The following is a 23,804-nucleotide window of genomic DNA, read 5'->3' on the forward strand; positions in this document are numbered from 1 at the left end:
CGAGGGGGTGCCCGTCTCCTTCCTGGGGGCGGGTGTCACCGGCCCCGCGCCTGGCGGGCCAGCTCCACCTTGCGGGCGAAGTCCTGCTGTGCCTGGGCCACGCGGGCCTGGGCGCCGCCGCGCCAGATGTGGCAGACGGCCAGGGCGACGGCGTCGGCCGCGTCGGCGGGCTTGGGGGGTGCGTCGAGTCTGAGGATACGCGCGACCATGTGCCCGACCTGCGCCTTGTCCGCGCGTCCGCTGCCGGTGATGGCGGCCTTGGCCTCGCTGGGCGTGTGCAGGGCGACGGGCAGCCCGCGCCGGGCGGCGCAGACCAGGGCGATGCCGCTGGCCTGGGCGGTGCCCATGACCGTGCTCAGGTTGTGCTGGGCGAACACCCGCTCGACGGCGACGGCGTCGGGCCGGTGCAGGTCGAGCCAGGCGTCGATGCCGCGTTCGATGGCCACGAGCCGCTGGGGGAGGTCGTCGTCGGGGCTGGTCCGGACGGCGTCGGCCCCGAGCAGGGTCAACGGGCGGCCGATGGCGCCTTCGACGGCGCCGACACCGCACCGAGTGAGCCCTGGATCGATCCCCACCACGCGCACCTGCGCCACCCTTCTCGAACGTCCGTTCGCACCATGCTAGCGGCGCCCGCCGACGCCCGCCGCCCGCCGCCCCGGGCGTGTCGCCCGCCGGCACCGGCCGTTACGGCCCAGGAACGGGCTCGGATTCCTCCAGGGATGGACGGAATCCGCTCACGGTGCTAAGTTGATCTCAGCAAGAGAAAAACTCACTTTGAGAACAACTGGGGGAACACGTGAGCGGCGAGCGGACACCACGGCGGGACGACGGCGAGCGCCGCTTCCTGGACGCCTACGACCCCGGTGCCTACGCGCCCGCCGCGGTCACCGTGGACGTCGTCGCCCTCACCATCCGCGCCGGGGTCCCCCACGTGCTGCTGATGCGTCGGTCCGCCCGTCCGCAGCTCGGCTGGTGGGCGCTGCCCGGCGGGTTCGTCCGGGCCCAGGACGGACCGGACGGCCCCGCCGACCCCGACCTGCCCGACGCCGCCCTGCGGGTGCTCTCCGAGAAGACCCCGCTGCCCACCGAACTCCATCTGGAACAGCTGGGCACCTACGGCGCCCTCGACCGCGACCCGCGCATGCGGGTGATCTCCGTGGCCTACGTACTCCTGGCCCCCGACCTGCCCGACCCCGAGACCGACGCCGACCAGGCCGCCTGGATCCCCTGGTCCGCGCTCGGGCACGGCGACGGAGGGGACCGCGGCGGCCGTGCCGAGATCGACCTCGCCTTCGACCACGCGCGCATCGTCGCCGACGCGGTCGAACGCGCCCGCTCCAAGCTGGAGTACACGGCGCTGGCCACCGCCTTCCTGCCCCCCGAGTTCACGATCACCGCCCTGCGCGAGGTCTACGAGGCCGTGTGGGGACGCCCCCTGCACGGGGCCAACTTCCACCGCAAGATCCTCGCCACCCCCGGGTTCGTCGAGGACACCGGCCGCCTGGCCGAGCGGGGCGGCCCCGGCGGCGGCCGCCGCGCCCGCCTCTACCGGCCGGGCGGCGCCGCGTTCCTGCACCCGCCGCTGTTGCGCGGGGCCCAGTCCTCCCCCGCGGGCTGACCCTCCCCGCCCGTATCCCCCCACCACCCAGAAGGGCACGATGAGCATGTCGCACGGCACCGCGGAGTTCGACGCGGCACTGCGCTCCATCGCGCTGGCCGAGAACCCCGAATCCCTGTTCGGCCCGGTCCAGGACGATGGCGACGTCCCCCCGGCCGCGGCCGCCGCGTACCGGCGGCTGGCCCGGCGCGTCCACCCGGACCTCGCTCCCCCGGCGCGGACGGCCGACGCCGCCACGGCGTTCACCCGTCTGACGCGGCTGTGGAGCCACTTCCAGGACATGGTCGCGGGCGACCTGAGTTTCGGCGACCCCACCCTCGTCACCCGCGCGCACACCTACCACGTGCGCCGCCCCCTGGCCCGCGGCGACGTGGCCGACCTGCACGGCGTCCGCTACCGGGACGATTCGGGGCCCGGCGCCCCGTGGCGGGACGCGGTGCTCAAGCTGCCCCGCTCCCCCCGCGACAACGACCTGATGCGGGCCGAGGCCACCGCGCTCGCACGCGTCCGCGAGCGCGGCCACGAGCGCTACCGGGCCTTCGTGCCCTCGCTGGTGGAGTCGATCCGCCACCGCGACGCGGGGACCGGCGTCGAACGGCGCGCCAACGTGCTCACACGCCTCGTCGGCTTCCACTCCCTGGCCGAGGTGCGCCGGGCCCATCCCGACGGCGTCGACCCGCGCGACGCCGCCTGGATGTGGCGGCGGCTCCTCGTCGCGATCGGCAACGCCGCGGCGGCCGGGGTCGTGCACGGCGCGGTCGTTCCCGAGCACGTGCTCATCCACCCCGAACAGCACGGACTGGTGCTCGTGGACTGGTGCTACTCGGTGACCTCCGCGGCCGCGCACACGGCTCCGCACATTCCCGCGATGGTCGCCCACCGCAAGGACCTGTACCCGCCCGAGGTGGCCGACCGGCGGCCGGCGGTGCCCGCGACGGACGTCTACATGGCGACCCGCTGCGTCGAGTACCTCACCGGGGACCGCCTGCCCCGGCGGCTGCGCGCCTTCGCGCGCGGCTGCTCCCTGCCCGCGCCCGAGCGCCGCCCCGGCGACGGGCTCGCCCTGCTGGGCGACCTGGACGAGGCGCTGGAGCGGGAGTTCGGGCCGCGCCGGTTCCGCCCCTTCCACATGCCGTCCGCTCCCCCGAGCGGTACCGGGCACGGCACCCGGACGGCCTGACCCACCACACGACCCCCGGCTCCCACGAGCCCCACCCTCCGCGATCCACCCGGCCGCGCACCCGCCGGAACCGCGCGCCCCGCCCCTGCGCCCCTCACCCCCGTAGAAGGAGAACCCCATGGGAAGCAGCAACTGGTCCACCGACGCCTACCACGCCCGCCAGGCCTACAACGCCTCCGTCGGCGCCAGCGGCTTCGGCTACACCGACAACGTCGCCTCGTCCGTGCCCCGCGACCAGTGGAAGGTCCACCCGTCGCTCGACCCGCACGGTGTCACCGTCCGCGAGAGCCGCGACTCCGACGCCCACCCGAACTCCCTCGCCATCTCCGTCCTGTTCGACGTCACCGGCTCCATGGGACGCGTGCCCCGGGGCCTGCAGGCGAAGCTGCCGGACCTGTTCGGCCTGCTGCTGCGCAAGGGCTACGTGGACGATCCGCAGATCCTGTTCGGGGGGATCGGGGACGCCACCTGCGACCGCGCCCCGCTCCAGGTCGGCCAGTTCGAGTCCGGCAACGAGCTGGAGGACGACCTGGACCGCATCCTGCTGGAGGGCGGTGGCGGCGGACAGGCCACCGAGTCCTACGAGCTGGCCATGTACTTCATGGCCCGGCACACGGCCATGGACTGCCTCGACAAGCGCGGACGGCGGGGCTACCTGTTCATCATCGGCGACGAGATGGCCTACGGCGCCGTCAAGGCGCGGGAGGTGCGCGACGTCATCGGCGACGACATCGGCGAGAACATCCCGTTCCCGGTGATCCTGGCCGAGCTGCGCCGCCGGTTCGAGGTCTACTTCGTCATGCCGACGGGCAGCCACTACTTCCACGACGACCGGGTCCGCGGCTTCTGGGACACCCACCTGGGCCAGAACGTCATCTACCTGGACGACCTGGACGCGGTGTGCGAGACGATCGCCGTCACGGTGGGTCTCGGTGAGGAGGCGATCGACCTCCAGGAGGGGCTGGACGATCTCGCCGAGGCGGGCTCCGACGCAGGCGACGCGGTCGGCAAGGCCCTGGCGCCGATCGCCGCCTCGCGCCGATCGGTCGTGGTGGCGCCGGCCCTCGACCGGCTCGCGGCCGACGGCAACGGGACCGGGGCCGGCGGCGGGGTGGACCGGCTGTGAACCGGACTCCCGGCCACGGGGCCGACGAGCACGCGATCGTCGTCGACCTCGGCTTCGGCGACGCGGGCAAGGGCGTGACCGTCGACCTGCTGTGCGCACGGCGGCGCTACGGCGCCGTCGTGCGCGCCAACGGCGGCGCCCAGGCCGCGCACAACGTCGTCACGCCCGACGGACGGCACCACACGTTCGCCCAGTTCGGGGCGGGCACCCTGGCTCCCGGCGGCCCCGTGCCGACCCACCTGTCGCGGTTCGCGGTGGTGGACCCCTTCGCGCTGGCCGCGGAGGCCCGCCATCTGGCGGAACTCGGGATCCGCGACCCGTTCTCGCTGGTCACCGTGGACCGGCGGGCCCTGATCAGCACCCCCTGGCACCAGGCGGCCAACCGGGCCCGCGAGCTGGCCCGGGGCGCGGACCGGCACGGCTCGTGCGGGATGGGGGTGGGCGAGACCATGGCCTACGCCCTCGCCCACCCCGGGGACGCCCCGACCGCGGGCGACTGCGCGCATCCGGCACGGCTGCGCCGCAAGCTGCGCCGACTGGCCGCGTACGTGGCCGAGGACCTGCCCCGGGAGGAGGGCCCTGGCGGGCGACGCCTCTCGCCCAGCCCGGCCGGTGCCCCGCACCGGTCGGGCGGTCCGGACGGTGCCCCGCGCAGGCAGGACGGCCTGGACGTGGAGGAGTGCGTGGCGGCCTACGCGGCGTTCGCGCAGCGTGTGCGGCTGGTGGACGAGGACCACCTGCCACACCTGCTCGCCTCGGCCCCCGTGGTGTTCGAGGGGGCCCAGGGCGTGCTGTTGGACGAGTGGCACGGGTTCCACCCCTACACCACGTGGTCCACGACGACCACGGCCAATCCGCTGGCGCTGCTGGCCGAGGCCGGACGCCCCGGTCAGGCGCGCCGGATCGGGGTGGTGCGCACCTACACCACACGCCACGGCGCCGGGCCGCTGGTGAGCGAGGACCCGGCGCTCGGGGCGGTCCTGCCCGAACGGCACAACGGGACCCACCCCTGGCAGGGGCCGTTCCGGGTCGGGCACCTCGACCTCGTGGCGCACCGGTACGCGCTCGCGGCCACCGGCGGTGTCGACTCGCTGGTGGTCACCCACACCGACGCGTTCGACCGGACGTCGGGGACGGCCGACGCACCGCACGCGGCCGCCCGAGCCGTCCCCAGCCCCCAGTGGTGCACCGGCTACGAGAACCCCGACGGGTCGGCGCTGCGCGTCGCGCCCGCGGCCGACCGCGACCTGGAACGGCAGGAGCGGCTCACCCGGGCTCTCCTGGCGGCGCGCCCGGTCCTGGCACCGATCCCCGGCGAGGACCTCGGGAGCACCGTCGGGCACGCCCTCGGGCTGCCCCTGGAAGCGGAGTTCGGCGGACCGACGAGGGAGGACGCGCGCGTCCCGTCCCATGTCTGACCGTCTTCGAGGAGCGGCGCCGCCCGCGAGAGGTCGCCGTGGCCTCAGACCACGGTCAGGTGGTACGTGGTGTCCACCCAGAACCCCTGACCGGTGTCCGCCTTGATCTCCAGGACGTATCCGCCGGGGTTCAGAGGAGCGATCGCGCCCCAGAGCCCCCAGGTGTACCAGCGCGACCACAACGGGCCGCGGAACCTTCCGTAGAACTCCTCCAGGGGCAGGTGGACACCGTTGAGGTGCGCGTCGGCACGCGCGACCGGCATGCCCACCGGTTCCTTGACGGCTCTGGACTTGTTCACGCAGTTGAGCACCGGGAAGAACAGGGGGCGGCCCGTGGGCACCTCGCACCGGCGCACGACCCTGCCCCCGTAGGTGCCGGCGAGGAACCACAGGTCGTCCGGTTGGTCGTGGGCCGCGTACCGGCCGGTGGTGTCCCCGACCGGATCGCCTCCCTGCGGCGCCGACCACACCCACCTCCACCAGCGGCCCGCGAGCTCGACACCCTCACCGGCGCTGATCCGCCACGTACCGTCGTCCGGCACGACCTCACCCATGGCACCCCTTCTCGGTTCCGGCCGTCCCGTGTGAACGCCGTTGTGGCGTGGATCGTATCGATGCCGTGTGCTCCGGCGGCGCTCGGGCCGCCCGGCACCGTGTCGTGCCCGGTGGGGCACGGGGCGCGGCGCTAGCGTGGGCCCATGGCTTCCATCACCGATCCCCAGGTCCGCGACTTCCTCCTGGCGGGGACGCGCACGGGCAAGCTCGCCTTCACCGCCTCGGACGGGCGCCCGCTCGTGGCACCGGTCTGGTTCGTCGTGGAGGACGGGGTCGTCGTCTTCAACACCGGCCGGGCCACCGCCAAGGGCCGGTCGATCCTGCGCGACCCGCGCGTGGCCATGAGCGTGGACCTGGAGGAGCCGCCGTTCGCGTTCGTCCAGGTCCAGGGCCTGGCCGAGGTCTCGGAGGACCCCGACGAGCTGCTGCGGACGGCGACCGTGATCGCCGGCCGCTACATGGGCGAGGACCGGGCCGAGGAGTTCGGCAGGCGCAACGGGGTACCGGGCGAGCTGGTGGTGCGGATCCGCCCCACCAAGGTGATCGCCCAACTCGACATGACCGCCTGAGCGCACCGGCGCCCGACGCACCGGCGAGGCGGTTCCCGGCCGCCGGCCCGCGCGGCGCGTCCGGCGGACTCGTGGGCGACGTGCGCCAGGTGGTCGGGTACCACGAACGTCGTGCGGCGCGTCCGGCGGACTCGTGGGCGACGTGCGCCAGGTGGTCGGGTACCACGAACGTCGTGCGGCGCGTCGCCGTCATCCGGTGCAGGGTGCGCTCGTCGTACGGCGCCCGCTCGACACCGCCCGCGCACTCGGGGCGGGAGGCACCCCGGACACGCCTGTGCCCTCCCCGCGCGTGGGGAGGGCACAGGCGTACCGACGGGTCCTCAGCCGATCTCGGCCATGACCTCGTCGGGGATGTCGGCGTTGGTGAAGACGTTCTGCACGTCGTCGGAGTCCTCCAGCGCGTCCACGACCCGCATGACCTTCTTGGCGGTCTCGGCGTCGACCGGGACCTCCATGGTCGGCAGGAAGCTGGAGTCAGCGGACTCGTAGTCGATGCCCGCCTCCTGGAGCGCGGTGCGGACCGGCACCAGGTCGGTGGCCTCGCACACGATCTCGAACGCCTCGCCCAGGTCCTCGACGTCCTCGGCGCCCGCCTCCAGCACCGCCAGCGTCACCTCGTCCTCGCTCGTGCCCTCCTTGGGCACGATGACGACGCCCTTGCGGTTGAACATGTAGGACACCGAGCCGGCGTCGGCCATGTTGCCGCCGTTGCGCGTCACCGCCACGCGCACCTCGGAGGCGGCGCGGTTGCGGTTGTCGGTCAGGCACTCCACCAGCATCGCGACGCCGCCGGGGGCGTAGCCCTCGTACATGATGGTCTGCCACTCCGCTCCGCCGGCCTCCTCACCGGAGCCGCGCTTGCGGGCGCGCTCGATGTTGTCCTGGGGGACGGAGTTCTTCCGCGCCTTCTGGATGGCGTCGTAGAGCGTCGGGTTCCCGTCTGGGTCCCCACCACCGGTACGCGCGGCCACCTCGATGTTCTTGATCAGCTTGGCGAAGAGCTTGCCGCGCTTGGCATCGATGACGGCTTTCTTGTGCTTGGTGGTGGCCCACTTGGAGTGGCCGCTCATGCTTGTCCTTTCACGATGTCGACGAAGAGGCGGTGGATGCGCGCGTCGCCGGTCAGTTCGGGATGGAAGGACGTGGCCATCAGGCCGCCCTGTCGTACGGCGACGATCCTACCGGCCTCGTCGGGGCCGGGGACGCTCCCGAGCACCCTGACCTCGGGCCCCACCGACTCCACCCACGGCGCCCGGATGAACACCGCGTCGAACGGCTCCGCACCCACCCCCTCGATGTCCACCGCGGCCTCGAAGGACTCCGTCTGGCGGCCGAAGGCGTTGCGCCGGACGGTCATGTCGATGCCGCCGACCGTCTCCTGGTCGGCGGTGCCCCCCAGCAGGTGGTCGGCCAGCATGATCATGCCCGCGCACGTGCCGTAGGCGGGCATGCCCGCCGCGACGCGCTTGCGCAGCGGCTCCATCAGCCCGTAGCGCAGCGCGAGCTTGGACATGGTGGTGGACTCCCCACCGGGCAGGACCAGGGCGTCGACGGTGTCGAGGTGGTCGGGGCCGAGCACCTTCACGGCGTGCACGTCCAGCCGGTCGAGCACGTGCAGGTGCTCGGCGACGTCGCCCTGCAGGGCGAGGACGCCGATGGTGGGTCTGGCGGTCAAGAACGGCCTCACTCGTGGTCGAAGCGTGGTGTCGCGGTGCCGGCGCGGGAGGGACGGCCGCGCCGGCGGCGGTCCTGCTACCAGCCCCGTCCGGCGTAACGCTCGGAGTCGGCCAGGTCATCCAGGTTGATGCCCACCATGGCCTCCCCCAGCCCGCGCGAGACGCGCGCGATGACCGCGGGGTCCTCGTAGTGCAGGGTGGCCTGGACGATCGCGTCGGCGCGCCGGGCCGGGTCGCCGGACTTGAAGATGCCCGAGCCGACGAAGACGCTCTCGGCGCCCAGCTGGCGCATCAGCGCGGCGTCGGCCGGGGTGGCCACGCCGCCCGCGGAGAACAGCGGCACCGGGAGCTTGCCCAGGGCCGCCACCTCCTTGACGATCTCGTACGGGGCGCGCAGCTCCTTGGCCGCGCCGAAGAGCTCCGGCTCGTCCAGGGTGCCCAGGCGCTTGATCTCGGAGCGGATCGACCGCATGTGGCGCGTGGCCTCGACGACGTTGCCGGTGCCGGCCTCGCCCTTGGAGCGGATCATGGCGGCGCCCTCGGCGATACGGCGCAGGGCCTCGCCGATGTTGGTCGCACCGCACACGAAGGGGACGGTGAACGCCCACTTGTCGATGTGGTACGCCTCGTCCGCGGGCGTGAGGACCTCGGACTCGTCGATGAAGTCGACGCCGAGGGACTCCAGGACCTGGGCCTCGACGAAGTGTCCGATGCGGACCTTGGCCATGACCGGAATGGAGACCGCCTCGACGATGCCGTCGATCATGTCCGGGTCGGACATGCGGGCGACGCCGCCGTCCTTGCGGATGTCGGCGGGGACCCGCTCCAGGGCCATGACCGCGACGGCACCGGCGTCCTCGGCGATCTTGGCCTGCTCGGCGTTGACGACGTCCATGATGACGCCGTTCTTGAGCTGCTCGGCCATGCCGCGCTTGACGCGCTGTGTACCGACGGCGTTGTCGGTGGGGTTCGATGCGTTGGTGGCCACGGTGGTGGACTCCCGTCCCGTCTGAGTTGTGCGCAGAGTTGTGGTGGTCCCCCGGTCGGCGGCGCGGGTCTCGCGCGGAGGGCGCGCGGACGCCGTCGGGGCCGCGCGCCCTGGGGTCTACCAGGCCCCCATGGTAGTTCCTCACCCTCCGGGGTGGTTTGGCCAGATCGGTGGTTTCGCGGGTCCCGCCCTTACAGGGTGTCCGGTTCGGCCATGGAGTAGGGCGTACGCGGCGCCTGGTCGTCGATGTCGAAGTAGTCCGGCAGGGGCGCCGTGCCCGCGAGCCGGAACAGGCGCACCGGGCGTGACCGGCGGGCCCGGCGGGTGTCGGACACGGCGTCGTTGTAGAACGTGCGGGCCAGCTGGACGCTCCTGGCGGCGGCCGCCACGGCGGCCAGGCGCTCCCGGACCTCCTCCGAGGGAACTCCGACCACGGCCCCCACGTGGCCGTCGGCGGGCTCGACGGCGGCGCGCAGGGCACGCGACAACCGGCTCTCGGCGAGTTCGTAGCGCGCCTGCCGCGCCGCACCCCCGTCGATCGGGCCCGTCCGGCCGTCCTCCGACGGCCCTGCGGCGTCCGGCCCTCCGTCGCCGAGCACCGCGGGGTCCAGTCCGCCGTGGCCGAGTGCCCCGTGGCCCGGTCCTCCGCGCCCGCGCACCGCGCCGCGGGTGGCGAGCGCGGCGGTGGCCGCGGCCATCAGTTCCTCGACCGGCGCCGGGACCTGGCCGTGGTCGCCGCCGCGCGGGTCGTCGGCCGCGCGCACGCGGGCCGCCACCAGGTCCAGCACGGCCGCGCCGCGCCTGCGCAGGGCCTCCTCCAGCGCGGCCCGGGCGATGTCCACGCGCACGTGGAGCCGGTGCAGCCGGGTGGCCCGCCAGGACAGGTACACGCCCAGCGCCAGCGCGGCCAGGACCACGGCGACGGCGACGGTCACGGGAAACACGGTCACACCTGCCCTCTGCGCAGCAGCGCGGTGGCGCTGGGCCCGGTGTCCAGGCGGACGCCGGACGGGTGGCCGTGGCCGGCGCCGTCCCACATCAGGACGGTCTCGTACACGCGGGCGACGTCGGCGGCGACGGTCCCCCAGTCGTAGGCGCGCACGGCCAGCCGCGCGGCCGCCGACAGCTCGGCGCGGCGGGCGCCGTCGTCCAGCAGGGCCCCCGCGCGCGCGGCGAGGTCGTCGGAATCCCCGGCGGCGAACAGGTCCCCCGCTCCCCCGCCGTCGAGGACCGCGGCGAAGGCGGGGATGTCGCTCGCGACGATGGCCGCGCCCGCGGCCATCGCCTCGGTGAGCACGATCCCGAAGCTCTCTCCGCCCAGGTTGGGGGCGCAGAAGACGTCGGTGGAGTGGTAGGCGCGGACGCGGTCGGCCTCGCTAAGGCGCCCCAGCACGGCCACCCGCGATCGCAGGCGGGCCGGAACGTCGGCCAGCGCGGCTTCCGGATCGCCCGGCCCCGCGACCATCAGCCGCAGCCCGGGGCGGCTCTCGGCCAGGCGGACGAAGGCCCGCGCCAGGACGGCCAGCCCCTTGCGCGGTTCGTCCACCCGGCCCAGGAATCCGAGCGAGCCGCCCTCCCCCGGCCAGCCCGGCAGGGGTTCGGCCCGGGCGAAGGCGTCGGCGGCCACACCGTTGGGGATGAGGACCGCGTCGCCGCCCAGGTGCTCGACCAGGGTGCGGCGGGCCGCCTCGGACACGGCGATGCGCCCGTTGATCTTCTCCATGGCCGAGCGCAGCGCGCCCGAGCCCACGGCCATGGCGCGCGAGCGCGGGTTGGAGGTGTGGAACGTGGCCACAAGCGGCCCGTCGGCCGCCCAGCACGCCAGCAGCGAGACGCTGGGCGCGGCCGGCTCGTGGATGTGCAGCAGGTCGAAGCCGCCCTCGGCGATCCAGCGCCGGACCCGGGCGGCGGCGCGCGGTCCGAAGGCGACCCGTGCCACCGACCCGTTGTAGGGCACCGGTACGGGGCGCCCGGCGGGTACGAGGTGGTCGGGCAGCGCCGCCTCGGTGTCCCCCACGGGCGCCAGCACCGACACCTCGTGGCCCATGGCGGCGAGCGCGTCGGCGAGGTCGCCGACGTGCTGCTGCACACCGCCCGGAACGTCCCAGGCGTAGGGACAGACCAGGCCGACGCGCATGCCCACGCTCACCCTCCCCGCTCGATCCGTTCGAGGTCCCGTGCCCGGTCGGCGTCGTGGTCGGCGCTGAACACGGTCTGGAGCATGTGCCAGTCCTCGGGATGCTCGGCGATGGCGTCCTGGAACACGTGCGCGAGCGCCTGGGTCGTGTCCCGGATGCGCTCGGTGCGGCGGGCGCCGGGCGCGACGGGGATCTCGTCGTGGACGCGGATGTTCCAGTCGGGGCCGTCGTACCAGAGGGAGACGGGCATGAGCGCGGCGCCCGTGTTCAGGGCCAGGGCCGCCGGGCCGGAGGGCATCCGCGCCTTCTCCCCGAAGAAGTCGACCTCCGGGCCGCCGCCGTTGATGTCGCGGTCGGCGAGCAGGCACACCAGCCCGCCCCCGCGCAGCCGCCGGGCGAGGGTGCCCACGGTGTCGGAGCCGCCGCTCAGCGGCAGCACCTCCATGCCCAGGGACTCGCGGTAGGCGGTGAAGCGCTGGAACAGGCTCTCGGGCCGCAGCCGCTGGGCCACGGTGGTCAGGGTGTGGCCGCGCAGGGCGATCCAGGCACCGGCGTGGTCCCAGTTGCCCATGTGGGGCAGGGCGGCGATGACGCCCCGGCCCTCGCGCAGGTGGCCCTCCAGGACCTCGATGCCGCTCTGGCGAGTGTGGCGCACGAGGTGGTCGGAGTCCATCGCGGGCAGCCGGAACATCTCGTAGTAGTAGCGCATGTAGGAGCGCATGCCCGCGCGCGAGAGCGCGCGCAGCTGGGCGTCGCTCGCCCTGGGGCCCAGCAGGCGCCGCAGGTTGCGCTCCAAGCCCCGGGTGGCGGCGTCGTGCGTGCGCCAGGACCGGTCGGCCATGTGCCGGAACACCGCCCGGCCCACGCGTTCGGGCGAGCGGCGGACCATCGCCCACCCGGCCGAGTAGGCCAGGGCGGCCGTGCGTTCGTCCACGTCGTGTCCCCCTCCTCCCGGGTTCAGGTCCCGCTGCCCGCGTCGGACCCGGAGTTGCTCTGTTCGTCGGTGTCGCGGGCGGCGCCGGGGCCACCGGAGTCCTGCTCGGACTCCTCACCGCGACGGCGGGCGGCCAAACGGGGATCGCGGTCGTTGAGCCGGGCGCGCGTCTCCATGAGCCGCTGCAGGACCGTGACGAGGCTGAGCCCGGCCAGCAGCCACAGTCCTCCGGCGAGGATGTAGGGGACGCCGAACTCGCTGACGCCGACGGCGACCAGGATGATGATCAGGCGCTCGGTGCGCTCGGCCATGCCGACGTCGCAGTTGACGCCCAGGCCCTCCGCCCGCGCCTTGATGTAGGACACCATGAACCCGGTGATCAGGCAGAACAGGGTGAGCCCGGCGAGCAGCGGGTCGTCGCCGTCGCCGATGAACCACCACAGGAGGCCGGCGAGGATGGCGGCGTCGGCGACCCGGTCGAGGGTGGAGTCCAGGAAGGCGCCGAACTCGCTGGCGGTGCCCTTGGCCCGGGCGACGGCGCCGTCGAGCATGTCGAACAGGGCGAAGACGGTGATGACCACCGAGCCCGCGTACAGTTCGCCGCGCGGATAGAAGTACAGCGCACCCGCGACGACGCCCACGGCGCCGACGATGGTGACGATGTTCGGCGTCAGGCCGATCCGGGCCAGGCTCCGTCCGAGCGGAGCGGTGATCCGGGAGATCAGGGGACGAAGGATTCTCAGCATGTCTTCTTGTGATCGTAGGACGGGAAGGGTCGCGGGGGTGGGAACCGCGCCCGGTGGGGGCGGCGCGTCGTCCCGGCGCTGAGCGGGCCGCCGGCGGCCCCGCCGCGCGCGGTCTCGGCGGCCGGGCCGGCCCGGGTCAGTCGCGGGACCAGTGTTCGGCCAGCTTGGCGCGGGTCTGCTCCAGCATCTCGGGCAGGACCTTGGTGTGTCCGATGACGGGCATGAAGTTGGTGTCGCCGCCCCACCGGGGCACGATGTGCTGGTGCAGGTGCGCGGCGATGCCCGCACCGGCGACAGTACCGAGGTTCATGCCGACGTTGAACCCCTGGGGGCGGAAGGCGGCGCCGAGCGCGCGGATCCCGGCCTGGGTGAGGGAGGCGACCTCCGCGGTCTCGTCCTCGTCCAGTCCCGTGTACTCGGACACGTGGCGGTAGGGGCACACCAGCAGGTGGCCGCTGTTGTAGGGGTAGAGGTTGAGGACGACGTAGGCGCTCTTGCCGCGCGCGACCACGAGCCCCTCGGCGTCGGGCAGTCCGGGCGCCCGGCAGAACGGGCACCCGTCCTCGGGGCGGGACCCGGTGGGCTTGCCCTCGCCCTTGATGTAGGCCATGCGGTGCGGCGTCCACAGCCGGTCCCAGCCGTCGGGAGTCCCCGTGCCCGTACCCGGGAGATCGCTGGGCCCGTCCTCGGGCCGCTGGGGGCCACCGCTCATCGCTCGTCCGTTCCGTCGTCCGGGTTCGTCGTAGACCCAGCATAGAAGCGCCCGCGGGGAACGGCGTCCGCCCGCCTGCGCGCACACCCGACCGGCCGCCCGTGGGTCCTGCCGCGCACCCACCCGTGGGGGCCGGGCCGCGCACCGGTCCGCGGGAGTGCGTCCACCCGTCCGCCCGCGGGGGCCGGGCCGCCAACCGCTCGGCGGGAGTGCGTCCGCCCACACCCGCCCGCGGGGCCCGGCCGCGCACCGCTCGGCGGGCGGCCCGGTTCGGGTCACAGGCCGAGCAGCGTGCGCAGGTGGCGCGGGGGCGGCGAGCCGTGGGCGAGCATCGCGTCGTGGATCTGGCGCGCGTCGGCGCCCGGACGCGCCGCCGACAGGTCCCGGGCCAGGTCGGCGACCTCGGTGTAGCCCACGTAGTAGGTGGACAGCTGGGCGCTGGTGAGCTGGGCGCGCCGCCACTTGCCGACCGCCTCGCCCTCCTCCTGGTGGCCGCGCTCGGTGAGCAGGGCGACGGCCTCGGCCTCGGTGAGCCCGCGTGTGTGCAGGCGCACGTCCAGGATCGCGTTGAGGACGACCCGCAGGCGCATCTTGAGCTGGACCAGTCGCAGGGCCAGGTCCTCGCGGCGGGACGCCTCGTCGGTGCCGCCGGTCCACCCGTGCCGGGCCAGCAGCTCCTCGGTGTAGACCGCCCAGCCCTCCACGAAGGTGCCGCTCCACAGGACGTTGCGCACGCGTGTGCCGCCGTCGTGGCGCGCTGCGTGGGCGAGCTGCAGGGCGTGCCCGGGCACCGCCTCGTGGACCATGAGGTTGCGCAGCATGGCGCCGTTGTACTCGCGGAAGAACGACGCGCGGCGCTCGGCCGGCCAGTCCTCGGGCGGCGGGGCGACCGCGACCAGGGTGGGCTGGTCCCGGGCGGCGGGGTCCAGGGGTCCGGGGGCGTCGCAGTAGGCGACCGCCACGCCCTGGCGCGACCGCGGCATCGGGATGATGCGCACGGGATCGTCGTGGACGGTCACCAGGCCGAGCTCGCGCACCCTGGCGTCCAGGTGCTCCAGCGCCCGCGCGCACGAGGGCCGCACGGTGTCGGAGTCGGTGGCGGCGGCACCGGCCAGGGCGGAGAGAACCTCGGCGACCTGGCCGGGGCGGCGCGGTCGGCCCTCGTACTCCGCCGCGGCCTCGGCGATGGCCTCCTCCGTGGCGAAGAGGTCGCTCTCGGCCCGGATCAGCAGGGCTTCGGGGGAGACCTCGGAGTCGAGCGTGTACCAGAGCTGGGCGGCGAAGTCGCGCTCGCCCAGACGGGGGTCGGCGGTGGCGGTCTCGAGGCGCGAGCGCAGCCACGCCCCGTGCTCCTCCACCGCGGCCAGCCCGGCGCGGGCCGCGTCCTCGACCCGGCCGCGCAGGCCGGAGTCGCGCTCGGCGAGCGCTGGGACGTCGGTGGTGAGCAGCTCGCGGGCGCCGGCGAGCTGGGCCAGGGCCGTCTCGACGTGGACCCGGGGCATCCCGGGGCCCTCGTCCAGGCGGGCGCGGGCGGTGGCGAGGTAGTCGGGCAGCCCGGCGCAGCGCGCCGCCAGGGCCTCCAGGCGCTCGGACAGCGGGAGGACGTCCCGCTCGACCAGGGACAGGACTGCCCCACCCGGCGAGTGCAGCAGGGGGTCCCAGGTGTGCGGACGCAGTTCGGTGAGGTGCCACAGGTCGGCACTGACCTTGGAGCGCAGGATCTCCAGGTCGACCAGGTCGCCCTCGGGGATGAGGTCGCCGTCGATCTCGTCCAGCGAACCCAGGGCGTCGGCGAGCAGGGCGACCCGGGCGGCGTCCGCCTCGACCGAGTGGTCGGACAGCCGGTCGGCACCGCGGGCGTCCCCCAGATCCAGCGCCCACTCGGGGGCGTCGGAGAGCAGGGCGTCGACCACTCGCTCGGCCACCCGTCGGAACCTCTGGGTCATCGCGGCCGCGTCGGGATGCGAGGGAGAGCTCATGGATCCATCATGCCAGCACGGGCGCCCGGTCCCCGCCGTGCGGGAACCGGGCCGTGCTCGTGCGGGACCCCGGCCCTGGTCAGCGCCAGGAGTTCTGGCCTCCGGTGGAGGTGGGCTGTCCGGCCGCGCCCTCGGGGTCCCCCACCGTGATGGCGTGCTCGACGAGGGTGATGAGCGTCGACTTGGTGGAGGCCTTGTCACGGGCGTCCACCTGGACGATCGGGATCTCCGGGCTGAGGGTCAGCGCGTCCCGGACCTCGTCGGCCGCGTGGGGGTAGTACCCGTCGAACCCGTTGATCCCCACGATGAAGGGCAGACGCGCCTCTTCGAAGTAGTCGATCGCGGGGAAGCAGTCCGCCAGACGACGGGTGTCCACCAGGACGACGGCACCGATCGCGCCCTTGACCAGGTCGTCCCACATGAACCAGAACCGGTGCTGTCCGGGGGTGCCGAACAGGTACAGGATCAGGTCCGAGTCGAGGGAGACACGACCGAAGTCCATGGCCACGGTGGTGGTCTGCTTGTCCGGCGTCTTGGCGAGGTCGTCGACCCCGACACTGGCGCTGGTCATGACCGCCTCGGTGGTCAGCGGCACGATCTCGGAGACGGAGCCTACGAATGTCGTCTTCCCGACACCGAAGCCCCCGGCGACGACGATCTTGACCGACGTCATCGCGTTCCCCCCAGCACCGCCTTCCTCGGCTGGGCTAGAGCTTGCGAAGTCCACTGAGCACCCTTTCAAGCAGGTTGGTGTTGGGACGGGCCTCGTTGTTGAGCGAAGACCTGATCTGGACCAGTCCCTGCTCGGACATGTCCGCCACAAGCACCCGCGCCACACCGAGAGGCATCCGCAACAGCGCGGAGATCTCCGCCACGGAACGCCATTCCCGGCACAGGTCGCTGATCGCCTGCCATTCGGGCGTCAGCGTCCCAGACTCGTTGCGAGCGGCCGCGGTGGCCGAGATCAGAGCCTCCAGGGGAAGCTGAGACTTCGGCTTGGTACGGCCCTTGGTGACCGCGTAGGGGCGCACGAGAGAACTGGGCGCGCTGCCCCCCGCTGGTCGTTGGTCAAACGGTTGTTGCATTGGTCGAGGAACATCTCCGCCGCCCGGAACAGCCGGCACTCCCCCTGTGGGGGGACCGCCCGGTTGTTGCCCGAACCACGAGGCGCTCCCGGCATCTCTACTGTGAGGTGCCACCACTTCCTCCTGTCGGTGGTGGATCAGTGGATTCCCGAGGTGCGCGCCGTTGGAGTCAGCGCCCGCCCCGCCCGCTCGACGAGCAGTGTCATCTCGTACGCGACCAGACCCAGGTCACTCTCGGCCGCGGCCAGGACCGCCAGACAGGAGCCGTCGCTGATCGCCATGATCAGCATGAGCCCCCGCTCCATTTCCACGACGGTCTGCGCGACCGCGCCACCCTCGAACACCCGGGCCGCGCCCTGCGTGAGGCTGGACAGGCCGGAGGCGATCGCCGCCAGCTGGTCGGCCCGGTCCGCCGGGAATCCTGCCGACGACGCCAACGGAAGGCCGTCTGAGGAGACGACGATCGCGTGGGCGACGTCAGGCACCCGGTCGGCAAAGTCAGTGATCAACCAGTTGAGCTCGTTCACCTGTCGACTCATCTGATCTCCTGTCCAAGTTCGCCGGCTGGTCTTACGGCACTGCTACCGCCGGCACGGCATGTGACAGCACTGCCTCTGCGAACTGCCCGGCCCCTCCTGTGGGGGACGCCGGGAGCCTCGTGTGGTGTTCTCTTCAAGCGTCGGGTGTCGCGCGTCCGAGAAGCTCGGTAGATGCTATTGCATCCGGCTTCGAGGAATAAGGGGGACCCCGTCCCACCAGGTTGCACTGACGTCACTCCTCAGTCGGGCGGTCGCCGAGTCGGTTTCGGCCGTCCCGAACACCCTTTTGGAAACCAGAGAATCGGTTGCGGACCCGGTCGGCACTGCGCGTGGGCATCTGCTTGAAATTCTCCGGCTTGGGGGCGGTCCCCGGGACAAGGTTTGCCTTGGGAACGCGTTTTGGCAACCCCGAGGTGGTGAGACCGCCCGCGAGCGGCTCCGCCGCGGTGCGCGCGGCCTTCCATCCGCGGTCGGCCGCGGAGTTCCACTCCTGCTCCGATCCGGCACTGCCGTTGGACCGCGGAGCGGGCTCCTCACGGGTGGCCTGGGCGGTGGCCGGACTCGGCGACTCGGCCCCGACCTGCGGGATCGGCCCGGTCTCGGTGGTGTCCACCGTAGGTCCGCCGGTGCGGCGCTTGAACCAGTTGGACTCGATCGCGTCGAAGATCGGCAGCGAGTCGTTGTCGTCCCCGCCCGGGGTCGGGGGCACGACCGTGTTGTTCGGCCCCTGAGTGCCCCCGTAGCGCCGCGAGAGGTAGGCCGTGGACCCGTAGCCCTCCCGGGAGTCCGAACCGCCGGAGCGCCAGTTCCCGTTGCCCGAGGCCGGTGCCTCGGGAGCCTGCGGGGCCGGGGCCTGGTGCGAGGCCTGCGGCGGCTGCTGCGCGCCGGTGTCCCAGGCCGAGGAGACGGCCGGGAACGTCTCGGTGTCCTCGGGACGCGGCGAGGCCGGTGCGGCCCCGTGCCGGTCGAAGGACCCGGTCCCGTTGGCGCCGCCGTCGGCCTGGCCGGAGCCGGCGCCGCTGAAGGCGTCGTAGGACTCCGAGGCGTCGAGCGGCCGTCGGAAGGCCCCCGTGTCCGTGGTCGGACGGCGGAAGGCCCCCGTGTCGGCCGGCCGGCCGAAGGAGTCGGTCTCCGGGCGGCTGAAGGCCCCGGTGTCCGTGGGACGGCTGAAGGACCCGGTGTCCGAGGAGCGGCCGACCGACCCGTGGTCGCCGAAGGGCGAGTCGCCGGTGTCGGCGCGCGGGGCGGGGTCGAAGAGGCTGCGGCCCGTGTCCTGGGCCGGCGCCTCCTCCTCGGGGACGTCGTAGGGATCGACGACGGGCGGAGTGCCCGCTCCGTTGCCGGTGACGCCGCTGCCCGCGGTGGGCTGCCAGGCGGAGCCGGAGGAGGTGTCGTTGCCCCACAGGTCCTGGCCGCTCGGCGGGTGCTCGTCCGAGCGCGCGCCGCCGGGCTGGCGCTTGGGCAGACCGCCCAGCTCACCCGGGCCCGCGGTCGTCTCACGGGTCTGCCAGGCGTCGCCGGGCTCGACCGCGGCCGGGGTCGAGGCGAAGGCCGCCTCGGCGTCGGCGTAGGTCTCGGGCGCCGCCGCGGCCAGTTCGGGCCGGGCGTCCGCGCCGCCGAGCGAGTGCTGTCCCTCGACCGGCGTGATGAGCAGGTCGGGCGGGAAGACCACGATGGCGGTGGTGCCGCCGCCGTGGGCCTCCTGGAGCCGGAGCCGGACACCGTGGCGGTGCGCCAGGCGCGAGACCACGAACAGGCCCATGCGGCGCGAGACCGCGACGTCGATGACCGGCGGGGCGGCCAGGCGGGCGTTGATCGCCTCCAGGTCGTCCGGGGCCATGCCGATACCGCTGTCGGTGACGTCGACCTGCACGCCGCCGTTGTCGAGCGTCTTGGCGCTGACCAGCACCTCGGTGTCGTGGGGCGAGAACGAGGTGGCGTTCTCGACCAGCTCGGCGACGAGGTGGATGACGTCGTTGACCGGGCGGCCGAGCACCGAGATGTGGGAGGGGGCTCGGACGTTGACGCGCTCGTACTGCTCCACCTCGGAGACCGCGCCGCGCAGGACGTCGACCAGCGGGACGGGCTGGGCCCACTTGCGGGTGTTGTCCTGTCCGGACAGGACCAGCAGGTTCTCGTTGTTGCGGCGCATACGCGTCGCGAGGTGGTCCAGCTGGAAGAGGTCGGACAGGCGGTCGGAGTCCTGCTCCGACTGCTCCAGGCCGTCGATGAGGCGCAGCTGCCGTTCCACCAGGGTCTGGCTTCGGCGGGAGAGGTTGACGAACATCGCGTTGACGTTGCTGCGCAGCGCCGCCTCGTCGGAGGCCAGCGTGAGCGCGACGCGGTGGACGTCGTCGAAGGCGCGGGCCACCTCGCCGATCTCGTCGCGGGTGTCGACCTCGATGGGCGTGACCCGGACGGAGTCGGGGGCGGTGCCCGCCTCCTGCATCCGGTTGATCGCCTCGGGCAGGTCGCGCTCGGCGACGCGGCGGGCGCCGTCCTCCAGGGTGCGCAGCGGGCGCACCAGGGAGCGGACCACCAGCGAGGTGAGCACGAAGACCGCCAGGAGGACGAGCGCGACGACGACGAGGTCGCCCAGCGCACGCATCATGGCCTGTTCGCGCAGTTCGCCCGCGGCCTGGGAGATGCCGTCGGCGATCTCCTCCTCGACCGTCTGCAGGCGGTCCAGGGCGGTGTTGGCGATGACCGCGTAGTCCTCGGGCCCGTCGTTCTCCGTCACACCGGTCAGGTCGTCCCCGCGCTCGGCGCGGTACATCACGCGCATGCGCATCGTGGAGACCTGGCTGACCTCCAGGCCGGTGAAGTGCTCGTCGAAGACGGCCCTCTGGGCCGGCGACGCCGCCTGGATGAAGTTGGAGATCTCGTTCTCGTAGCGCGCCCGGCTGGAGTCGATGGCCTCGGCGATACCGCCGGTCATCGTGTTCCTGGTGAGCGAGTGGCTCATCAGCGCGGTCTCGTAGGAGAGCTGGTCACGGGCGCTCGACAGCGCGGTGAGCGCGCGCACGCCCTCACGCAGCTCGGTGTCGTCGGTCTCGTCGGCGATCGTCTGGTTGAAGTCCGCCAGGGCCCGGGAGATGGTCCGGTACTTGGTGACGACCGGGAGCACCGTGATGCGGGTGTCGTCGACCTCTTCACGCAGGTTGCTGAGGGTGCCGAGCTGGCTGTTCATGGTGGACAGCCGGGTCTGGGCCAGGCCGCCGTCCATCTCGCCGATGTCCTCCAGCTGCGCTTCGAGGCTGGTCTGGAGGGACTGCGACTCGGCGCGCTCCTCCTCCAGGGCCTGGCGCAGCTGGTCCGAACGGCGCTCGGGGTCGGCGTTGTCGGAGATGTAGATCGCGCTCGCGGTGCGCTCGCGGCCGAGCTGGTTGGCCAGCTGCACGATGAGAACGCCGACCTCGGCGCGGCTCTCGATGTGCGCGTGGGTGACCGTGGAGTCCGCTGCCTCGTAGACCCTCAGACCACCGAGCGCGAGCGCCACGGCGGTGGGGATGACGATGAGCGCCACCAGTCGGGACCGCACCCGCCAGTGGCGCGGCCGCCACCACTTGGCTCTGCGCCGTCGCGGGGCATCGGCATGTTCGGCCTGCGCTGCCTCGCTCTGCGCGCTGGCCCCGTTGTTCGTCGCTCGTGTCGACACGGACCCTCGCAACCTTTCGTGTCACCGCCTCGAACGGCTGTTGAACCCAGGGATTGACCGCTCCAGACCGAAGACTCCTTCTTCGGAGGAGAACCGGTATAGACCACTTGGTCCACCAGAGGAAGCGGTGGGAATGTGGGGAGATGTGAGACTGTCCGCCGGACTCGCCTGGGAGGAGAGGCGCCGCACACCCGAAGTCCTGCACTGGGTGCACGTGCGGTGGATAGCGTACCAATGGGCGCGAAGGGCTCGCTTCGACCGTTTGGCGGCCTTCGGCAAGATCATCCACGCTGACCCAGGGACATAATGCCTCTCCTGTCGGCATTATGACCAACTTTCCTGGTCAGACGGGGTGACCGAAACCCACACCGGCCATGAGGTAACTATTTGGACACACCCCCAGCATCCCCATCAAGACCGCCTCGACATGACATCGTGACAAGACGTTGACGCAGGTCCTGAGGAGGATGCGGGAATGCGAGCCGACCCATGCCCCATTGCGCACACGCACGGTGACACGAAACGACCACAGGGTTCCGACGGCCCTTTCCGCCGGCCCGCGACGGGACGCCGATTTTCGGTCACGGTCGTGCTCCCCCTCGGCACCGCCGTCGTCCTCGCCCTGACGTCGGCGGCCCCCGGAGCGGCCGACTCCGACGCGGGACCGGAGGCCGGACCCGGCGACGCGCGTGTGGAGCTCGCGGAGCTGCGCGCGGGAATGGAGACCCTGCGCCGTACCGCGGTGGAGCGCATCGAGCGCTACCGGCGGGAGAGCACCCGGCTGGCGGAGCTGACCGAGGCGCGCGAGGCCGCCGAGGAGCGCGCCGAGAGCGCGGACGGGCACCGCACCCGGGCCCGCACGGCCGCCGCCCAGCAGGCCGCCACGGCCTACATGGGCGGTGACCTGGACATGGTGCACGCCTGGACCGGTCCGAACGGGCCGAGCGAACTCCTCGAACGCGGGGCCTACCTGACGCTGCTCGGTGAGCACCGCTCCGCCGACCTGGACCGGGCCGAGGCCGCGCGGATCGCCACGAGCACGCTCGCCGAGGTGGCCGAGACCGTGGAGGACGAGCAGGCCGAGGCCACCGAGGCCGCGCGGACGGCCCGCGAGGAGGCCGAGGCCGCCGTGGCTGAGCAGGAGGGGTACGTCCGCACCCTGGTGGAGGAGCAGACCCGGCTGGAGGCCCGGCTCGCCGAGGAACGCGACCCCGACGCCGAGGAGGCGCGCCACGAGGAGGCCCTGGCCGACGCGCGGACGGCCGCCGCGCTGCCCGGCCCCGCCGACGGGGACTCCTCCGGCGCACCGGCCGCGGGCGGTCACGGATGCGCCTCCGGTTCCTCCGCCGCCGCCCACGCGAACGGACGTATCCCCGAGGCCCTGCTGTGCCCGCTCCCCCAGCCCGGCGAACGGCTGCGGGCGGACGCGGCGCAGGCCTTCATCGAACTGGACGGGGCCTTTCGGGCGGAGTTCGGCCGCCGGATGTGCGTGGCCGATTCCTACCGCCCCTACCACGAGCAGGTGCGCCTGTTCGAGGAGATGACGCCCGGCATGGCCGCCCGCCCGGGGACGAGCCAGCACGGGCTGGGCCTGGCCGTGGACCTGTGCGGGGGCGTGCACCGGGTCGGTTCGCCCGAGCACGAGTGGATGCTGGCCACGGCGCCGGACCACGGGTGGGACAACCCGTCCTGGGCGCGCGGCGGCTTCGAGCCCTGGCACTGGGAGTTCACGCCCTGAGCAGGTGCGGGCGGCCCGCGATGCCTGGTTTCGGACGGACCCTAAACCTGCGAACCCACCCGGACCTCGAAGGTGCCCAGGACGTCGGCGTCCACGAACAGCTCGTCGTCGGCCGCCAGCGGCGGTGTGGCCACCGGCAGCACGGCGCGGATCCGGCCCGGCCCGGCGGTCAGCCAGGCGTCGGCGGGATCGACCAGGCCGCGGCCCAGTTCCCGCTCCTCCTTCTGCGCGCTCACGCCCAGCGGGGCGGCGCCGAGTTCGTCGGCGGTCACCAGGGCCGGGCCCAGGCTCAGCTGCGCGGGCCGACCGTCGGCGTCCAGCCACAGGCAGGCGGGCGTGTAGGCGAGCACCGACCGGTCGCCGGAGTTCACCGCGGCCACCCCGGCCCTGGCCGAGACGGCCTCGGGGGCGACGGGGTCGTCCACGCCGACCACCAGCTCCGGATGGACGTCCCACAGGTCGTCGCCCGCGCGCACCGGGACCGGTGCGAGGGGGACGACCGGGGCGCACATCCGCGCCTCGGGCTCGACGATGATCTCGATGGGGGACGCCACCGCGCGCTCGTGGGCCGCGCCCAGCACGGCGAGCCCGGCGTCGAGCAGGTCCGTGAGTCGTTCGTCGCCGGGCAGGCCCAGCACGTCACCGTCGTCGAGTACGGCGGCACGCTCGCGCCCACCGCTCGGCGACAGATAGGTCACCCAGCGCACTGTCCCACTCCTCGTCCGGCCATGACCCGTCGAACCCTCATCGGGCGGCGGTCGAGTCGTGTTCCTTGCCCGTCCCGGCACAGCCGCGGCAGGGCTCGTCGATTCTGAGCCACACGATCACTCCGCTGCCGTCCCGGTGCGGCTGTTCGGGCCGCCACCATCCGGTCCCTGAACAGAACCGGCAGTCGACTCCGTCCCGATCGCACCACCCGCACGAGGTGATGGCGCACCGGTCGTGTGTCGGTTCCCGCGTCGGGTCCATGTGCTCCCACCGTCTCCCGCCACATCGCTGCAAGCCTCGCACAGTCGCGGTGCGGGAGTCCACCCGTGAGCTGGTCGAAGGCCCCAGAAGCACCCACGGATCGCAAGCCGGACCGGTCCGGAACGGTGGTCGCGGGCACGGAGACGGGCGACGGTGGCAAGGGCGGGGGCACCCAC

Annotated in this window: 23 protein-coding genes; 6 read left to right on the plus strand and 17 right to left on the minus strand. The window is 73.3% G+C overall.

Going from position 1 to position 23,804, the window contains the following annotated elements; all coding sequences use genetic code 11:
- Nucleotides 1-35 precede the first annotated feature (35 nt).
- The gene (ruvC, locus tag ADL05_RS29020) at nucleotides 36-584 is read right to left on the minus strand and encodes a crossover junction endodeoxyribonuclease RuvC (RefSeq protein WP_053620230.1); all 549 of its coding nucleotides are present in this window, start codon (nucleotides 582-584) and stop codon (nucleotides 36-38) included.
- A gap of 212 nt (nucleotides 585-796) precedes the next feature.
- On the opposite strand from ruvC, the gene ADL05_RS29025 reads away from it, so the two are divergent.
- The 4 genes from ADL05_RS29025 (at nucleotide 797) to ADL05_RS29040 (ending at nucleotide 5,342) form a co-directional block, all read left to right on the plus strand.
- Nucleotides 797-1,618, plus strand: a complete 822-nt coding sequence (locus ADL05_RS29025) for an NUDIX domain-containing protein (protein WP_053620204.1) — start codon at nucleotides 797-799, stop codon at nucleotides 1,616-1,618.
- Between the two features lie 40 nt (nucleotides 1,619-1,658).
- Nucleotides 1,659-2,798, plus strand: coding sequence for a molecular chaperone DnaJ (locus ADL05_RS29030; RefSeq protein WP_156366097.1), 1,140 nt, complete (start codon nucleotides 1,659-1,661; stop codon nucleotides 2,796-2,798).
- Between the two features lie 118 nt (nucleotides 2,799-2,916).
- Nucleotides 2,917-3,924: a hypothetical protein gene (locus ADL05_RS29035; protein WP_053620206.1), complete on the plus strand. Its 1,008-nt coding sequence runs from the start codon at nucleotides 2,917-2,919 to the stop codon at nucleotides 3,922-3,924.
- Nucleotides 3,921-5,342 (plus strand): adenylosuccinate synthetase, encoded by a 1,422-nt coding sequence (locus ADL05_RS29040; RefSeq protein ID WP_053620207.1) that lies wholly within the window; start codon nucleotides 3,921-3,923, stop codon nucleotides 5,340-5,342. Before ADL05_RS29035 ends, ADL05_RS29040 begins: the two co-directional genes overlap by 4 nt.
- A 44-nt stretch (nucleotides 5,343-5,386) precedes the next feature.
- Here ADL05_RS29040 and ADL05_RS29045 read toward each other — a convergent pair whose 3' ends face one another.
- Nucleotides 5,387-5,896 carry a hypothetical protein gene (locus tag ADL05_RS29045; RefSeq protein WP_053620208.1) on the minus strand — a complete coding sequence of 170 codons (510 nt, stop codon included), beginning with the start codon at nucleotides 5,894-5,896 and terminating at the stop codon, nucleotides 5,387-5,389.
- A gap of 144 nt (nucleotides 5,897-6,040) precedes the next feature.
- On the opposite strand from ADL05_RS29045, the gene ADL05_RS29050 reads away from it, so the two are divergent.
- A complete protein-coding gene (locus ADL05_RS29050; RefSeq protein WP_053620209.1) occupies nucleotides 6,041-6,466 on the plus strand; it encodes a PPOX class F420-dependent oxidoreductase in 426 nt (141 codons plus the stop codon).
- A 320-nt stretch (nucleotides 6,467-6,786) separates the two neighbouring features.
- Here the strand turns inward: ADL05_RS29050 and ADL05_RS29055 are convergent, their stop codons facing one another.
- The 13 genes from ADL05_RS29055 to ADL05_RS29115 all read right to left on the minus strand — a co-directional run bounded on the left by ADL05_RS29055 (nucleotide 6,787) and on the right by ADL05_RS29115 (nucleotide 20,804).
- Nucleotides 6,787-7,536 carry a YebC/PmpR family DNA-binding transcriptional regulator gene (locus tag ADL05_RS29055; RefSeq protein ID WP_053620210.1) on the minus strand — a complete coding sequence of 250 codons (750 nt, stop codon included), beginning with the start codon at nucleotides 7,534-7,536 and terminating at the stop codon, nucleotides 6,787-6,789.
- Complete coding sequence (gene pdxT, locus ADL05_RS29060) at nucleotides 7,533-8,141, minus strand: pyridoxal 5'-phosphate synthase glutaminase subunit PdxT (RefSeq protein ID WP_053620211.1); 609 nt, start codon at nucleotides 8,139-8,141, stop codon at nucleotides 7,533-7,535. The genes ADL05_RS29055 and pdxT overlap by 4 nt, the downstream gene beginning before the upstream one ends.
- A gap of 77 nt (nucleotides 8,142-8,218) precedes the next feature.
- Nucleotides 8,219-9,130, minus strand: coding sequence for a pyridoxal 5'-phosphate synthase lyase subunit PdxS (pdxS, locus tag ADL05_RS29065; RefSeq protein WP_053620212.1), 912 nt, complete (start codon nucleotides 9,128-9,130; stop codon nucleotides 8,219-8,221).
- A 191-nt stretch (nucleotides 9,131-9,321) separates the two neighbouring features.
- The gene (locus ADL05_RS32515) at nucleotides 9,322-10,065 is read right to left on the minus strand and encodes a hypothetical protein (RefSeq protein ID WP_082376971.1); all 744 of its coding nucleotides are present in this window, start codon (nucleotides 10,063-10,065) and stop codon (nucleotides 9,322-9,324) included.
- Between the two features lie 11 nt (nucleotides 10,066-10,076).
- On the minus strand, nucleotides 10,077-11,267 hold the full coding sequence (locus ADL05_RS29075) for a glycosyltransferase family 4 protein (RefSeq protein ID WP_082376972.1): 1,191 nt from the start codon (nucleotides 11,265-11,267) through the stop codon (nucleotides 10,077-10,079).
- An 8-nt stretch (nucleotides 11,268-11,275) separates the two neighbouring features.
- Complete coding sequence (locus ADL05_RS29080; RefSeq protein ID WP_053620215.1) at nucleotides 11,276-12,202, minus strand: phosphatidylinositol mannoside acyltransferase; 927 nt, start codon at nucleotides 12,200-12,202, stop codon at nucleotides 11,276-11,278.
- A 23-nt stretch (nucleotides 12,203-12,225) separates the two neighbouring features.
- Nucleotides 12,226-12,927, minus strand: a complete 702-nt coding sequence (gene pgsA / locus ADL05_RS29085; protein WP_082376973.1) for a phosphatidylinositol phosphate synthase — start codon at nucleotides 12,925-12,927, stop codon at nucleotides 12,226-12,228.
- 157 nt (nucleotides 12,928-13,084) lie between these two features.
- A complete protein-coding gene (locus ADL05_RS29090) occupies nucleotides 13,085-13,660 on the minus strand; it encodes an HIT domain-containing protein (protein ID WP_053620216.1) in 576 nt (191 codons plus the stop codon).
- 275 nt (nucleotides 13,661-13,935) lie between these two features.
- Entirely contained in the window at nucleotides 13,936-15,606 is a 1,671-nt protein-coding gene (locus ADL05_RS29095; RefSeq protein WP_053620231.1) for a DUF885 domain-containing protein, read from the minus strand.
- Nucleotides 15,607-15,718: 112 nt separating this feature from the next.
- Nucleotides 15,719-16,312, minus strand: a complete 594-nt coding sequence (locus ADL05_RS29100; protein WP_017565656.1) for an ATP/GTP-binding protein — start codon at nucleotides 16,310-16,312, stop codon at nucleotides 15,719-15,721.
- 34 nt (nucleotides 16,313-16,346) lie between these two features.
- Complete coding sequence (locus ADL05_RS29105; RefSeq protein WP_218897632.1) at nucleotides 16,347-16,724, minus strand: DUF742 domain-containing protein; 378 nt, start codon at nucleotides 16,722-16,724, stop codon at nucleotides 16,347-16,349.
- A gap of 137 nt (nucleotides 16,725-16,861) precedes the next feature.
- Entirely contained in the window at nucleotides 16,862-17,263 is a 402-nt protein-coding gene (locus ADL05_RS29110) for a roadblock/LC7 domain-containing protein (RefSeq protein ID WP_014909276.1), read from the minus strand.
- 232 nt (nucleotides 17,264-17,495) lie between these two features.
- A complete protein-coding gene (locus ADL05_RS29115; protein WP_231640944.1) occupies nucleotides 17,496-20,804 on the minus strand; it encodes a nitrate- and nitrite sensing domain-containing protein in 3,309 nt (1,102 codons plus the stop codon).
- A gap of 706 nt (nucleotides 20,805-21,510) precedes the next feature.
- On the opposite strand from ADL05_RS29115, the gene ADL05_RS29120 reads away from it, so the two are divergent.
- Nucleotides 21,511-22,659, plus strand: coding sequence for a D-alanyl-D-alanine carboxypeptidase family protein (locus ADL05_RS29120; RefSeq protein WP_053620218.1), 1,149 nt, complete (start codon nucleotides 21,511-21,513; stop codon nucleotides 22,657-22,659).
- 41 nt (nucleotides 22,660-22,700) lie between these two features.
- Here the strand turns inward: ADL05_RS29120 and ADL05_RS29125 are convergent, their stop codons facing one another.
- Both ADL05_RS29125 and ADL05_RS32080 read right to left on the minus strand, forming a co-directional pair.
- Nucleotides 22,701-23,366, minus strand: coding sequence for a hypothetical protein (locus ADL05_RS29125; RefSeq protein ID WP_053620219.1), 666 nt, complete (start codon nucleotides 23,364-23,366; stop codon nucleotides 22,701-22,703).
- A gap of 37 nt (nucleotides 23,367-23,403) precedes the next feature.
- Nucleotides 23,404-23,628, minus strand: a complete 225-nt coding sequence (locus tag ADL05_RS32080) for a hypothetical protein (RefSeq protein WP_082376967.1) — start codon at nucleotides 23,626-23,628, stop codon at nucleotides 23,404-23,406.
- Nucleotides 23,629-23,804 lie beyond the last annotated feature (176 nt).

This window comes from Nocardiopsis sp. NRRL B-16309, assembly GCF_001279585.1.
GTDB lineage: Bacteria > Actinomycetota > Actinomycetes > Streptosporangiales > Streptosporangiaceae > Nocardiopsis.